Raw genomic sequence first — 14,049 nt, forward strand, 5'->3', positions numbered from 1 at the left:
GCGCCGTCAGCGGCTGAGGATGCGGGCCACGGCTACGAAATCCTCGACGCTGACGGTTTCGGCGCGGCGCTGCGGATCGATGCCGACTTCTGCCAGCGCGTCGAGCGCGCCGGGTAGGCCCTTGAGGCTTTGCCGCAGCATCTTGCGGCGCTGACCGAAGGCAGCGGCGGTCAGGCGTTCGAGCATCTTGAGCTGGACGCCGTCCGGCGAGGGTTTCGCGGTGATATGCACGACCGCCGACATGACCTTAGGCGGGGGAGTGAAGGCGCTGCGATGCACCTTCATCGCGATCCGCGCCTCGCTGCGCCACTGCGACAGGATGGCCAACCGGCCATAATGGTCGGTGCCGGGCTGAGCGACGATGCGTTCGGCCACTTCCATCTGGAACATCAGCGTCAGGCTGGACCACCAGGGCAGCGGTTCCCAGGCCGCCGACAGCCAGCCGACGAGCAGGGGCGTGCCGACATTATAGGGGAGGTTGGCGATGATATGCGCGCCCTCACCAGCCTCGGCACGGGCATCCACTTCCATCGCGTCGCCGGACATCACACGCAACTGACCCGGAAAGGCCTCCTCCAGTTCGGCAAGCGCAGGCAGGCAGCGATGGTCGCGCTCGACCGCGACGAGCCGTGCGCCTGCGCGCAGGATGGCACGGGTCAGGCCGCCGGGTCCGGGGCCGACCTCGAAGGCGGGCTGCCCATCCAGGGGGCCGGGAATGGCAGCGATCCGGTCGAGCAATTGTTCGTCGAGCAGGAAATTCTGACCCAGCGCCTTGCTGGCGGCGAGGCCATGGCGCGCGATCACGTCGCGCAGCGGCGGCAATGCCGGGCGGGTTTCAACCATAAGCGATGCGGGCGCGGGCGGCCGCTTCGGCCATGCGGATCGCTGCGATCATCGCGCCCGGATTGGCGCTATCGGTCCCGGCGATACCGAAGGCTGTACCATGATCGGGCGAGGTGCGGACGATCGGCAGGCCGAGCGTGATGTTGACACCATCGTCGAAATTCAGCGTCTTGATCGGGATCAGCGCCTGATCATGATACATGCACAGCGCCACGTCATAGGTTTCGCGCGCGCGGGCGTGGAACATGCCGTCGGCGGCCAGGGGGCCGACAATGTCCATACCCTCGGCGCGCAACTGTTCGATCGCAGGGCGGATGATCTCGATCTCTTCACGTCCCAGTGCGCCATTTTCCCCGGCATGGGGGTTAAGCCCAGCCACCGCCAGGCGCGGGCGGGCGATGCCGAAATTCTTCTGCATCCCCTTGGCCGTGGTGATGGCGCGGGCGCGGATCAGATCGATGGTGAGCGCGGCGGGCACATCGGCCAGCGCGATATGGATGGTGATCGGCACGACCTTGAGCGATGGTCCGGCCAGCATCATCACCGCATTATGGGCAGAAACGCCGCAGCGTTCGGCGACGAATTCGGTCTGGCCCGGATGGGTGAAGCCGACGCCATACAGCTGTTCCTTGCCCACCGGCGCCGTGACGATGCCAGCGGCCGAACCGGAACGGGCTAGGCCAACCGCGACTTCGAGCGCCTGAAAGGCGATGCGCGCGCCATCGACGCTGGGCGCCCCCGGCACGATCTCGCCCGCCTTGGCGATTTCGAGACAGGGGAGGCCGGTCGCAAAGGCCGCCGTCGCTTCTTCCGGCGCGCTGATCGGGATGATCGGGCCGAGCCACACGGCGCGCAGGGCGGCGGGGTCGCCCACCGCGAAGAAGGGGGCAAGGCCGCGTGCCTCACGCATGACCCAGCTTTTGGCGACGATCTCCGGCCCTATCCCGGCCGGATCGCCCAGCGGCACCGCGAAGGGTGCTAAAGAGACGGCCTCAATTATATTCGATCACCGCATCGCGACGCAGATCGCGCAGATAGATGCGCGCACGCCGGTTGACCCGTTCTTCTTCCAGTTGCGCCTGGATCTGTTCGGCATTGGGCGCATTGGCCGATGCCGGATCGTCGCGACCGCAGACGATCAGCACGCGCACGCCTTCGGTAATGGAGCCGAAGGGCGGCGTGGCTTCGCCGACCTGGAGGTTCAGCAAAATATCCTGCAACTGCGGCGGCAGATCGCGGATTTTCACATTGTCATTGTCGACCACGTCGGCCCCGATCCGCGCACCGACTTCGTTCGCCTGGCCACAGCCTTTGATCTCCTTGATCGCGGCGGCGAAGCTGGCGGCCTTGGTGCTGGCCTGTTCCTTGGTCGTGCCCTTGGGGAAGAGGACCGAAAGCTGCTTGAGGCTGAGCAGCGAGTCGCGCGGATCGGCGGTCAGCACCTTGCGCTTGTCCATGACGTAGAGCAGCGACACGCCGCCGACGGTTTCGATGGGGCCAGCGATCTGCCCGACCTGCATTTCGGCGGCTGCCTGTGCCAGTTCGGGGGGCAACTGCGCGGGGCGAACCCAGCCCAGGTCGCCGCCGACTGCCGCCGTCGAGGCTTCGGAAAACTGGCGGGCATAGGCAGGGAAGCTGCCGCCCTGCTGGATCTGCTGAATGATGTTGCGCGCATTGGCGATGATCTGCGCCCGATTTTCCGGCGTTGCCGACAGATAAATTTCGCCGATCCGATATTCGTCGCTGCCCTTGGCGGCGTTCAGCCGGTCGATGACCGATTGCACTTCGTCTTCCGACACGTTGACGAAGGGCTGGACATTGCGACGGAGCAGGCGGCTCCACGCCAGTTCGCCCTCGATCTGGCGTTTGATGCTGGCCGATGAGCTACCCTGCGTGCGCAGATAGGCTTCGAACTGGGTCGGCGACTGGCGGAAATTCGCTGCGACCCGCTCATAGCTTTGCTGGATTTCGGCTGGATCGACCTTGATGTCGTTGGCGGCGGCTTCCTGGATCTGGAGCGTTTCGTCGATCAGGTTGCGCAGCACCTGCAGGCGCAGCCGCTCCTTTTCTTCCGCTTCGACCTTGCCGCCATTGGCGGTGATGATCAGCGCAAGCCGCTGGTCGATGTCGGTGCCGGTCAGGATGCGGCCGTTGATGATCGCGGTTGCCTTGCGCACATTGGGATCGCTCTTGCCAAAGACGGTGACTTCCTTCGGCAGGTTAAGCTGCTGGTTCGCGACATCGCCCCCGTCATCGACGGTCTGTGCGACGACGCCCTGAACCCCCATGCTGAACAGCGCGCTGGAGGCGAGCGCGGTGCGCAGGCCGGAGCGCAGGGAATGGCGGATGCGGTAAGGCAGGGGAACCAGGGGCAGCATCGTCGGCAAAAATCTCCAATACGGTCCTGCGTCAATGCGCGGGGCCGCCTTAACCAGTCCTGACGGGACGCGGGAAGGCTGATCCTTATATGCCAATATTGCGGAAAGCTAGCCGTAGCTGGAAGCCATTGCCCTTTCGCGCGTCGCCATTGGCCACATAATCGCGGCGCCAGGTGAGGCCAAGCGTCAGGCAATCATCCTCATAAGCGACGCCCAGCCGGTGGCGTACCGGCTCATAGCCGTCCGCCGCGCTCAACGGATCTTCCTTGGCATCGGTCAGGTCGATGACGGTCGACCCGAACACCGACCAGAAGCGCGCAAACTGCACCCGGCCGCCCAGCCGCACTTCCTCGCGGTCCTGCAGATCCTCCAACGTGTCGTCGGCATCGCGGTTGAGGCGCAGATAGCCGACCATGACATAGGTGCTTTTGCTGCCGACCGTCGCATCGACTTCGTTGCGGCGGACCGCCAGATTGTCCTTGTCCGCGCGGAAGCGGTGGGTGAGGCTGATGAAATCCTTGTAGCGTGCGGTTACCCGGCCGACGATGTCGGATGTGCGACCCGACAGGCCGGTGCCGTCGGGCAGGATATTTTCCCGGCTGTCCAGGCGATAGCTTTGCCCGACGATGCTCTGGAGCGAGAAGTCGGGGAGATCCAGGCCATATTCCAGGCCATAGGTGATGCGCGTCGAATCCTCGAACCGATCATAACCGGCGAAGCGATTGAGCGCGAAGAGGTTGCTGTCTTCCAGATCGACGGCGCGGGCGTCTTCATTGGGCAGCGACAAATTGGCGAGACGTGGCGCAGCGACGATCTGGATGCGGGGCGCGATGCGCTGTACCCCGCCAAAGGCTTCGCCCACGAACGGCCAGCGCATATCGACGGCGGCCGCCGCAATACCGCGACCCTGCCAGCCCGGACTGCCCGCATAGGTGTCGACGGTGGTCAGATCATTGTCGCTACTATGATAGACGTCGCCGCGCAGATAGCCGGTGAAGGTCACTTCCTGGCCAAGGCCGGTCAGCGTGCGCAAATTCCATTCGGCGGCGGTGAAGGCGCGCTGCGTATCCTGCCCATGGGTGCGGGTGATGGCCAATGTGTTCGCCTGCAATTGCAACACACCGCCCAGCAGCGGGTCTTTCAGCCGCAGCCGATAGTCGATCAGCGGCAGGGCGATCGGGGTCTGGCCCTGCGAATCGCCCGCGCGCAGCGTCTGCACGGCCCAGCCGCGAATCGAGAAATAGCTGTTGTCGCCGATCCGTTGTGCGCCAAGGGTCGAACGGAGCCGGTCATCGCGGCTGATGTCGTAGCGGCGAAGGAAGGTGCGGTCGGACGCGAAGCGGATCGACCCGTCCAGGCTCCATTCCGGCGTCAGCTGCATCGCCCCGGTGGCGTCAATATAGCCACGAATATCTTTTTGCGCGTCGACCGGGGTGGTGCCGATCGGGCTGTCGCCGGTCGCGACGCGGCTGCCATAAGTGAGGAAGCCGGTGGCTTGATAGGCGCCGCGATCATAGAGATGGCGGTAGTTCGCCTCCAGCATGGGCAGCGCATTGGTATAGACATGCGGCGTGAGCGTCAGGTCGCGGTTGGGCGCGAGCTTGAAGAAATAGGGCAGCGCGACTTCGAAGCCGTTATTGCGGTCATAGCGCAGATTGGGCATCAAAAGACCACTGCCGCCCGCTTCGCCGACCGGATGGGAGAGGCCCGGCAGCGGGATGAGCGGCAGGCCGAACAATTCGATATTGGCGTTAGTATAGCTGACCCGTTCGCGCCTCGGATCGTAGATGACCTTGACCGCATTGATCTGCCAGGTGGGTTCCTTGGGGCAGCCCTTGCTGTCTTCCACCGCGCAGCCGGTATAGGCGGCGCGGTTGAGCGTATAGACGCCGTTGACGCGCGTGCCCGTCGCCGATGCCAGCCGCCCGCCCGACTGCAGCACCAGCAGCATATTGTCGACCATGCCGTCCTTGAGCGTGTCGGTTACGTCGAACCGGTCGCCATAGGCGATATTGCCCTCCGCGTCGGTAAGCGAGACATTGCCCAGCGCTTGGACCTTGCCGGTATCGCGGTCCCACACCACCTTGTCGGCGCGCAGGCGGTTGCCCTCGCGCAGCAACTGGACATTGCCGCTGGCGGTGACGACTTCCTGATTGCTGTCATATTCGAGCGCGTCGGCGGCGAATCCGATCTGGTCGTCATTGGTGGGCACGGGCGCATCGGGCGCGCTTATGGGTGTTGGCGGCTCGTTGAGTTGCTGGGCCAAAGCCTGCGGGGCCAGCGCCAGCAGGGGCAAAGCGCTGCCCAGCAACAAAGCGGAACGAAACGGGAAAAGGGGCGTGACCAACAAAAAGAGCCTCAAAACGGGGGCGCATATCGTCCCGCCTATCGCATTGCTTCGCCCGCGCCGCAATCATGCGACCATGGTCTTTTGCGGTAAATCGGTCGAACGGCTTTGCCAGACACGGTTCGCCGCACTATCTGACGAACATCAGCGGGCCAGACGCCCCCAAAGCCGTCCCCATAGCAAGAAAAGGTCCATCCATGGATATCGTCATCAGCCCGACCCGTCCCGACACTGACAGCCTGGCCTTTGCCGTTGCCAAGGGCGCGCTGGCCAGCCTGCCGCTCGTCGCGTCCGCGACGCTGGTGGCAGGCGCCGCCGCTGCGCGCTTCACCGGTGAAGCCGGGTCCAGCTTCGAGAGTTTCGTGGAAGAGGGCGGCAAAATCCTGCGTATCGTGCTGGTGGGCACCGGCAGCGGCAGCGACGCCGACATGGAGCGCGCGGGCGGTGCGCTGACGGCGAAGCTGCTGAGTAGCGGCGCGACTCATGTCGCGGTGGAGTTCGTCGGCGACGTGACGGGCGAGGGCGCGGCGCGGCTGGGCTTCGGCGCGCTGCTGCGCAGCTGGCGGATCGACACCTACCGCACCAAATTGGCCGAAAAGGCCAAGCCCACGCTGGAAACGGTGACGATCGTGTTGGACGATGCGGGCGCGGCCTGGGATCGTTGGGCAGCGGTGGCGGCGGGCGTTGCCTTCACCCGTGAACTGGTGTCGGAGCCCGCCAACATTCTTTACCCCGAAAGCTTCGTGGAGCGCTGCCGCCACCTGGCGGACCTCGGCATCAAGATCAGCGTGCTCGACCGCGCGGCGATGGAAGAATTGGGCATGGGGTCGCTGCTCGGCGTGGCGCAGGGGTCGGTGCGCGAAGCGCGACTGCTGGCGATGGAATGGGACGGCACCGGCGGCACTTCGGACAAGCCGGTCGTGTTCGTCGGCAAGGGCGTGACCTTCGACACCGGCGGCATCTCGATCAAGCCGGCGGCCGGCATGGAAGACATGAAGTGGGACATGGGCGGCGCTGGCGCGGTCGCAGGCGCGATGAAGGCGCTGGCCGGGCGCAAGGCCAAGGCGCATGTCGTGGGCATTTGCGGCCTCGTCGAAAATATGCCCGACGGCAATGCGCAACGGCCTGGCGACATCGTCACCTCCATGTCGGGGCAGACGATCGAAGTGCTCAACACCGACGCCGAAGGGCGGCTGGTGCTGTGCGATGCGCTGACCTGGGCGCAGAAAACCTATGTGCCCGAAGTCGTCATCGATCTGGCGACGCTGACCGGCGCGATCCTGGTGTCGCTGGGCGACCAATATGCGGGCCTCTTCTCGAACGACGATGGCCTGTCCGATGACCTGATCGCGGCGGGCAAGGCCAGCGGCGACGAATTGTGGCGGTTCCCGCTGTCCGACGCCTATAACAAGCTGATCGACAGCCCGATCGCCGACATGAAGAATATCGGCGGGCGCTATGCCGGGTCGATCACCGCCGCGCAGTTCCTCAAGCGCTTCATCGACGATGGCGTCAAATGGGCGCATCTCGACATCGCCGGCATGGTATGGTCCGACAAGCCCGGCGCGACATGGGACAAGGGCGCGACCGGCTATGGCGTGCGCCTGATCGACCAGCTGGTGGCGGACAAGTTCGAGCAGTAAGATACCCCCACGCCCGTTCGGGCTGAGCTTGTCGAAGCCCTGTCCTTCTGTGCAAAGAAGAACAGCCCCCTTCGACTGCCTGCTAAGGCAGGCGCTCAGGACAGGCTTCGACAGGCTCAGGGCGAACGGGGTTAGGATTTTACGATCATGCAGGTCGATTTCTACCAGCTGAGCCGCGATCCGGTCGAACAGGTGTTGCCCGCCATCGCGGCGCGCATCCTGGGGCTGGGTGCGCGGCTGCTGGTGGTGGCGGATACGGCCGATCGGCGCGAGCGGATATCGCAAGGCTTGTGGGCCGGGCCGCCCGAAAGCTTCCTCGCCCATGGACAGGCAGGCGAGGGGGATGAGGCGGTGCAGCCGATCCTGCTCGCCCCGACCTGCGCGGCCGCCAATGGTGCGCGGCATGTGGCGCTGGCCGATGGCGTGTGGCGCGACGAGGCGCTGGAATTCGAGCGGGCCTTCTATTTTTTCGATGTTGATACGATCGATGGTGCGCGGGCAAGTTGGCGGACCCTGTCGAAGCGTGAGGGCGTCGAACCGCGCTTCTGGCGGCAGGAGGGCCGCAAATGGGTGCAGGGGCCATAGATCACCTCCGGTTTAAGCCTCTTGCAGCGCAGCACGGCCCCGTCTAAAGGCGCGGCCAGCATTTCCACCCATTCGGAGTATCGAGGGCCATGGCCGTCACGCGCACCTTTTCCATCATCAAGCCCGACGCGACCCGTCGCAACCTGACCGGCGCCGTCACCAAGATGCTGGAGGAAGCAGGCCTGCGCGTCGTCGCTTCCAAGCGCATCCGCATGAGCCGCGAACAGGCCGAAGGCTTTTACGGCGTTCACAAGGAACGCCCCTTCTTCGCCGACCTCGTCGCCTTCATGATCTCCGGCCCGGTCGTCGTCCAGGTGCTGGAAGGCGAAAATGCCGTGCAGCGCAACCGCGACATCATGGGCGCGACCAACCCGGCCAATGCCGACGTCGGCACGATCCGCAAGGAACTGGCCGAATCGATCGAAGCCAATTCGGTCCATGGTTCGGACAGCGAAGAAAATGCCGCGATTGAAATCGCCTATTTCTTCAAGTCCGAAGAAATCGTCGGCTAAAGCCCGATCCTTTCGAGCGGGAAAAGCCCGGTCCTTCCACGAAGGGCCGGGCTTTTTCGTGGAGCCGCGTCAGTTGCGCGCGGTGACGACGGCCGCCCAGCGCGCATCGACGGTCGCGGCGGGGGACTTGCCGTTTTCGCGCGTGACCAGCGACAGGCCGCGCAGCGTCACGTCATGGCCCGACAGCCAGCGGCCCGATATGCCATAGCCGATATCGTAGATGGCGCGATCTTCGCGTGCCTCGCCATTCACCACGAAGCGGGTGGTGATGAACACGGGTAGCTTTTCGTCGCCCACGCTATTGTCGGGCAGCTTGGCCTTGTCCCGCGCCCGTTTGAGCGCATTGTCGAACCAGCGTGCCTCGATCCGCGCTTCGCCGGTGGTCGATACGGGCGCAATATCCAGCGCGGTGGGGAAGAGAAAGGTCTGGCTCTGCACGATCTGGTCGGCAGCGGCCGGGGTCAATATCAGCCGGTCGTCGCCATCCGCGCGGGCATTGAGCACCAGCTTGGCGGCGCGGACGGATGCCTGGCGGCTTGCGATCGCCTTTTCCGCGCGCTCGTCTTGCTTGTCCGACCAGTTGAGATAGAGGGTCAGCCCGGAAATGCTGACCGCCAGCAGCGCCAGCATTTCGCCCAGCGTGATCCAGCGGCGGCGAATCGCGGCGGCTTCAGCGGCACGTTGTTCGGTGGGGGTGTCGGGCGTGTCCGTCATTGCCTCACGCCACCTGGGGCGGCACCTCGAACTTGTCGATCACCCAGTCCTCCGCCTGTGCCCCGCCGATCCATTCCTGCATCCAGGGATGGGCGATGATCGCCTGCATATAGGCCTGGGCAAAGCGGGCGACGGGCAGTTGGTAGGTGATGAAGCGGGTGACGACCGGCGCGAACATCACATCGACCGCGCTGAACGCGCCGAACAGAAATTCGCCCTCGCCACCATGGCGCGCGCGGGCCTGCGCCCACAGCTGCATCATGCGGAAAATATCCTGCGCCACCGCTTCGGAGGGCGGCACGGCGTCGTAGATGCGGCGGATGTTCATGCTATGCTCGCGACGCAGTGCGGCAAAGCTGCTGTGCATTTCTGCCGCCATCGAGCGGGCCATGGCGCGCGCGGCAGGGTCGGTCGGCCAGAACAGGTCGCCGCTGGTCTTTTCATTGAGATATTCGATGATGGCGAGGCTGTCCCACACGACGATATCGTCGCCATCCCACAAGATCGGCACCTTGCCGGAGGAGGGTGCGAACTCGTCGCCCTCGCGCCTTTTCTCCCACGCCTCGTCATAGAGGGGGACCACGACTTCCTCGAATGGCAAGCCCGACAGCTTGCACGCCAGCCAGCCGCGCAGCGACCAGCTCGAATAGGCCTTGTTACCGATAAACAGCTTCATCATGTGCCCCTCTTAGCCGGGAGCGGCGCGGCAAGTCGAGGCCGAGATGGAATTCAATGCAGAATGGCTCTGCTTTAATTTTCAACTATGTAGTGAAAATCAGATGAGAGTGATAGGCCGCCAGAAAGGCCCAGTTTGGTCATGCTGCAATCTGGAATCAGATCGGCGTCCTAACCACTTATACCATAGGGCTGGATCAAAGCGGACGACACGCGCAGGCGGCTTGGGGAAGGAATAAAACAGGAAGGTCGGCCTTGTTCGGGGCGCCCTTTTCATCGGCTGACTATGCCGCCTCTTTCTCTTCGTTGAATCCATTCAACGTCCCATCGGACAGACGTGGCTTTGTGCCAGATCGGCATCAGCGCAGTCATTCTCCGGTGCGGAGGGCAATCAAATTTTAAATCGCTACTTATTTGCGCTTAGCCCCTGAGCTACAAGATCGCGTACTGCTTCAGGCGCGCTCATTGGGCACCCATATTCGTGTCACCTCGTCGGCACGGCCTTGCGCGCGTCAGTGGCGCGGGAAGGGGAACTTGCCCGCATCAACCGCCGCGAACCCTGTGCGTTGCCAGCGTGCGGATCGCGGCGCACTTCCATGAATAGGTCGATTTGATCCTTTCGGTTTGACCGGATCGCGCTGCGGCATGATCCTGTGATCCAGAAAAACGGCGGAGGGGTAAGACGATGCGCGCTGATACCATATTGCGGCTGGGCGATTAGCGGCATGGCAGGCCAAACCGCGTCTGACCCTGTGCCCGGCACGCTGACCGGGATCGCGCTGCTGTTGCCGATCACCCTGTCGACCATGGCGATCGTGCTGCTTGCGCCGATCCTGCCGCAACTGCTGCATGAATATCGCGCAGTTCCGGGTTTTGAATTTTGGGTGCCGATGATCCTGACGGTCCCGGCGCTCTGCGTCGCTTTTCTCTCGCCGATAGCCGGATTGCTGGGGGACCGCTTCGGCCGACGCCGCCTGCTGCTGGCCGCTTTCCTGCTCTATGCGATGACCGGCGTTGCGCCGGTCTTTCTCACCAGCCTTCCCGCCATCCTGGTGTCGCGCGTTGGCGTGGGCATTTCCGAAGCGCTGATCATGGTATTGTCGACAACATTGATCGGCGATTATTTCACGGGTGCGGCGCGCGATAAATGGCTGGCGGGGCAGACCGCCTTCGCGTCCATGTCGGCGCTGCTCTTCTTCAACATCGGTGGCCAACTCGGCGTCTTCGGCTGGCGTATGCCCTTCTGGGTCTATACCTCCGCGCTGCTCATGTTTGCTCTGGTCTTGCGCTTTACCTGGGAGCCCAAGGGGGACCGCAGCGGCCCAGCGGCGGTGGCGCAGGCGCCTGTTGCGCCGCTGATGTTCCCCTGGCGACGCATGATGATGATCCTCGCGATCACCGTCTATGGTTCGATCTTCTTCTATGCGGTGCAGATACAGGCATCGTCGGGGCTGGTGCATCTCGGCCTGACCGACCCCGCCCGTATCGGCCTGTTGACCTCGATCGCCAGCATCGGGGTACCGCTGGGCACATTCGTCTATTCCCGCATCGGGCGTTGGTCCATTCGCCGCCTGCTGCTGATCGAATTCGGCCTGCTGGCGGCGGGCTTTGCGACCATGGGGCTGGCGACGGGGGCGACGTCCTTCCTCGTCGGCTGCTTCCTCAATCAAGTCGGTGCCGGCCTGCTGCTGCCCACGCTGCTCGTGTGGTCGATGAGCCTCTTGTCTTTCGAGATACGGGGGCGGGGCGCTGGCATGTGGCAGAGCGCCTTCGCCTTCGGCCAGTTTCTCAGCCCCGTCATTGTCACCCTGCTGGCACGGCCGGCTGGCGGGTTGATGGGGGCGTTCCTGCTGTTGTCGGTTGGCGCGCTGTTTGGCGCGGGCATCGCGCTCGTCGCGCCCTTCCGCCGCGGCGCGCAGCCAGTGGAAGGCATGGTCGTCCATGGCTGAGCGGCTGAAGGGCAAGGTGGCGGTGGTCACAGGCGCGGCCAGCGGCATTGGCCAAGGCTGCGCGCGGCTCTTTGCAGCGGAAGGTGCCAAGGTCATTGGCTTCGACCGGGCAGGGGCCGACGAGCACTGCGACCTGCTTGACGAAGCGACGACCGATGCGCTGTTCAACAGGATCGGCACCGACCATGGTCACATCGACATCCTCGTCAACGCCGCTGCTTTCGCCATCTTCGATTGGATCGAGCATCTCTCCTACAGCCATTGGAGGACGACGCTGAGCGGCGAACTCGACATCGTCTTCCTTGCGACCCGCGCCGCCTGGCCTTGGCTCAAGGCAAGCGGTCGTGCCTCCATCATCAATTTCGCATCGGCCAACGCTCGCCACGCGCTCGAAGGCTCGCCTGCGCTCGCCCATTGCGCCGGCAAGGGCGGGGTGCTGGCGATGACCCGCCAACTCGCGATGGAAGGCGCGCCGCATAATATCCGCGCCAACAGCATCGCGCCCGGCTTCATCCGGACGGCCGCGACTGGGCGTCATCTGGATGAGGATCCGGCGCTCGAAGCGAAGGTGCTGGCGAAAAATATGCTCAAACGGCTGGGCGAACCCGACGACATTGGCTGGTGCGCGCTGTGGCTGGCCTCCGATGAGGCCCGCTATGTGACCGGGGCCGACATCGCGGTCGATGCGGGCGCGACCGCCTGGTGATCCGACGAAGGAAGGAATGGACATGATCAAGGAGATAGCCCGGATCGACATTGATCCGGCCAAGGCCGCTGCCTTTGAAGCAGCCGTCGCGCAGGCGCAGCCGCATTTCCGTGCGGCACCTGGTTGCCGCAGCTTCGCGCTGGAGCGCGCCGTCGATCGGCCAGGCCATTATCTGCTGGTGGTGGGCTGGGACAGCATCGACGCGCATGTGGTCGATTTCCGCGCGTCCGACGGCTTTCAGGCGTGGCGCGCCCTTGTCGGCCCGTTTTTCACAGCGACGCCCGACGTCTTCCACATCGAAACCGCGATCGACGGATTTTGACGCATTTTCGGGCCGGGACGGCCCCCTCAGAAGGAACGAACATATGGCACATTATCTCAAGCGCGGTGCCACCGCGCAAGCGAAGGCCGATGCCGACCGGAAGGTCCGCGACATCGTCGAAGCGACGCTGGCCGACATCGAACAGCGTGGCGACGCAGCGGTGCGCGACCTGTCGATCAGGTTCGATGGCTGGGATCGGGACGATTATCGCCTGAGCCAGGCGGAAATCGACGCCTGTATCGACAGCCTGACGCCACAGGCGCGCAAGGACATAGAATTCGCCCAGACCCAGGTTCGCAACTTCGCGCAGCTTCAGCGAGACAGCCTGCATGATGTCGAAGTCGAGACGATGCCGGGCGTGATTCTGGGCCACAAGAACCTGCCGCTCAATTCCGCCGGTTGCTATGTGCCGGGGGGCAAATATCCTCTGCTCGCATCTGCCCACATGTCGGTCATCACCGCCAAGGTCGCGGGCGTACCCCGCGTCATAACCTGCGCCCCGCCCTTCCAGGGGCAGCCTGCCCGCGCGATCGTGGCGGCGCAGGCGATGGCGGGCGCAGACGCCATCTATGCGCTGGGCGGCATCCAGGCGGTGGGCGCGATGGCGCTCGGCACGCAGAGCATCGACCCGGTCGATATCCTGGTTGGCCCCGGCAATGCCTTCGTCGCCGAAGCCAAGCGCCAGCTTTATGGTCGGGTCGGAATCGACTTGTTCGCCGGGCCGACCGAGACGCTGGTGATCGCCGACGAGATCGGCTGCGACGCCGAACTCGCGGCGACCGACCTGCTGGGCCAGGCCGAACATGGCCCGGACAGCCCGGCCGTGTTGCTGACCACGTCGGAAAAGCTGGCGCGCGAGACGATGAAGGAGATCGAACGCCTGCTCCAGATCCTGCCCACCGCCGATTATGCACGGCAGGCGTGGGAGACGTTCGGCGAAGTAATCGTGGCGGAAGATGAGGCCGAAATGGTGCGGATCGCCGATGAGCTGGCATCCGAACATGTCCAGGTAATGACTGCCAATCCCGATTATTTCCTGCAAAACATGACCAATTATGGCGCGCTGTTCCTCGGCGCGCGCACCAATGTCAGCTTTGGTGACAAGGTGATCGGCACCAACCATACCCTGCCGACGAAGAAGGCCGCGCGCTACACCGGCGGGCTGTGGGTCGGCAAATTCATCAAGACCTGCACCTACCAGAAGGTGCTGACGGACGAAGCCTCCGCGCTGGTAGGCGAATATTGCAGTCGGCTCTGTGCGCTGGAAGGCTTTGCCGGCCATGGCGAGCAGGCCAATATCCGGGTACGCCGCTATGGTGGCCGCAATGTCCCTTATGCCGGGACGGCTGAACCCACGTCGGCGACGGCCGCCTGA

13 protein-coding genes are annotated in these 14,049 nt (G+C 64.3%); 7 read left to right on the plus strand and 6 right to left on the minus strand.

What is annotated here, in order from left to right; genetic code table 11:
• Positions 1 to 6 precede the first annotated feature (6 nt).
• From rsmA to OVY48_RS14075, 4 genes are all read right to left on the minus strand, one after another.
• The gene (gene rsmA, locus OVY48_RS14060) at positions 7 to 843 is read right to left on the minus strand and encodes a 16S rRNA (adenine(1518)-N(6)/adenine(1519)-N(6))-dimethyltransferase RsmA (protein WP_313923268.1); all 837 of its coding nucleotides are present in this window, start codon (positions 841 to 843) and stop codon (positions 7 to 9) included.
• Positions 836 to 1,843 (minus strand): 4-hydroxythreonine-4-phosphate dehydrogenase PdxA, encoded by a 1,008-nt coding sequence (gene pdxA, locus OVY48_RS14065; protein WP_409593690.1) that lies wholly within the window; start codon positions 1,841 to 1,843, stop codon positions 836 to 838. Before pdxA ends, rsmA begins: the two co-directional genes overlap by 8 nt.
• Positions 1,836 to 3,221: a peptidylprolyl isomerase gene (locus tag OVY48_RS14070; RefSeq protein ID WP_313923269.1), complete on the minus strand. Its 1,386-nt coding sequence runs from the start codon at positions 3,219 to 3,221 to the stop codon at positions 1,836 to 1,838. Before OVY48_RS14070 ends, pdxA begins: the two co-directional genes overlap by 8 nt.
• 85 nt (positions 3,222 to 3,306) lie before the next feature.
• A complete protein-coding gene (locus OVY48_RS14075; RefSeq protein WP_313923270.1) occupies positions 3,307 to 5,571 on the minus strand; it encodes an LPS-assembly protein LptD in 2,265 nt (754 codons plus the stop codon).
• A gap of 194 nt (positions 5,572 to 5,765) precedes the next feature.
• Between OVY48_RS14075 and OVY48_RS14080 the strand changes: the two genes are divergently transcribed.
• The 3 genes from OVY48_RS14080 (at position 5,766) to ndk (ending at position 8,308) form a co-directional block, all read left to right on the plus strand.
• Entirely contained in the window at positions 5,766 to 7,211 is a 1,446-nt protein-coding gene (locus OVY48_RS14080; protein WP_313923271.1) for a leucyl aminopeptidase, read from the plus strand.
• 147 nt (positions 7,212 to 7,358) lie between these two features.
• On the plus strand, positions 7,359 to 7,796 hold the full coding sequence (locus OVY48_RS14085) for a DNA polymerase III subunit chi (protein ID WP_313923272.1): 438 nt from the start codon (positions 7,359 to 7,361) through the stop codon (positions 7,794 to 7,796).
• Positions 7,797 to 7,885: 89 nt separating this feature from the next.
• Positions 7,886 to 8,308 carry a nucleoside-diphosphate kinase gene (gene ndk, locus OVY48_RS14090; RefSeq protein ID WP_313923274.1) on the plus strand — a complete coding sequence of 141 codons (423 nt, stop codon included), beginning with the start codon at positions 7,886 to 7,888 and terminating at the stop codon, positions 8,306 to 8,308.
• A gap of 69 nt (positions 8,309 to 8,377) precedes the next feature.
• On the opposite strand, the gene OVY48_RS14095 is transcribed toward ndk, so the two are convergent.
• Together OVY48_RS14095 and OVY48_RS14100 are read right to left on the minus strand one after the other, a co-directional pair.
• Positions 8,378 to 9,022 carry a hypothetical protein gene (locus tag OVY48_RS14095; RefSeq protein ID WP_313923275.1) on the minus strand — a complete coding sequence of 215 codons (645 nt, stop codon included), beginning with the start codon at positions 9,020 to 9,022 and terminating at the stop codon, positions 8,378 to 8,380.
• A gap of 4 nt (positions 9,023 to 9,026) precedes the next feature.
• Entirely contained in the window at positions 9,027 to 9,701 is a 675-nt protein-coding gene (locus OVY48_RS14100; RefSeq protein ID WP_313923276.1) for a glutathione S-transferase family protein, read from the minus strand.
• Positions 9,702 to 10,422: 721 nt separating this feature from the next.
• On the opposite strand from OVY48_RS14100, the gene OVY48_RS14105 reads away from it, so the two are divergent.
• Genes OVY48_RS14105 through hisD form a run of 4 tightly spaced genes read left to right on the plus strand, consistent with a single transcriptional unit; the run spans position 10,423 to position 14,049 of the window.
• Positions 10,423 to 11,646 carry an MFS transporter gene (locus tag OVY48_RS14105; protein WP_313923277.1) on the plus strand — a complete coding sequence of 408 codons (1,224 nt, stop codon included), beginning with the start codon at positions 10,423 to 10,425 and terminating at the stop codon, positions 11,644 to 11,646.
• Complete coding sequence (locus tag OVY48_RS14110; RefSeq protein ID WP_313923278.1) at positions 11,639 to 12,352, plus strand: SDR family NAD(P)-dependent oxidoreductase; 714 nt, start codon at positions 11,639 to 11,641, stop codon at positions 12,350 to 12,352. Before OVY48_RS14105 ends, OVY48_RS14110 begins: the two co-directional genes overlap by 8 nt.
• Positions 12,353 to 12,374: 22 nt before the next feature.
• Positions 12,375 to 12,674, plus strand: coding sequence for an antibiotic biosynthesis monooxygenase (locus OVY48_RS14115; protein WP_313923279.1), 300 nt, complete (start codon positions 12,375 to 12,377; stop codon positions 12,672 to 12,674).
• 43 nt (positions 12,675 to 12,717) lie between these two features.
• The gene (gene hisD, locus OVY48_RS14120) at positions 12,718 to 14,049 is read left to right on the plus strand and encodes a histidinol dehydrogenase (RefSeq protein ID WP_313923280.1); all 1,332 of its coding nucleotides are present in this window, start codon (positions 12,718 to 12,720) and stop codon (positions 14,047 to 14,049) included.

The sequence above is a fragment of the Sphingobium sp. SA2 genome, from assembly GCF_032227065.1.
GTDB lineage: Bacteria > Pseudomonadota > Alphaproteobacteria > Sphingomonadales > Sphingomonadaceae > Sphingobium.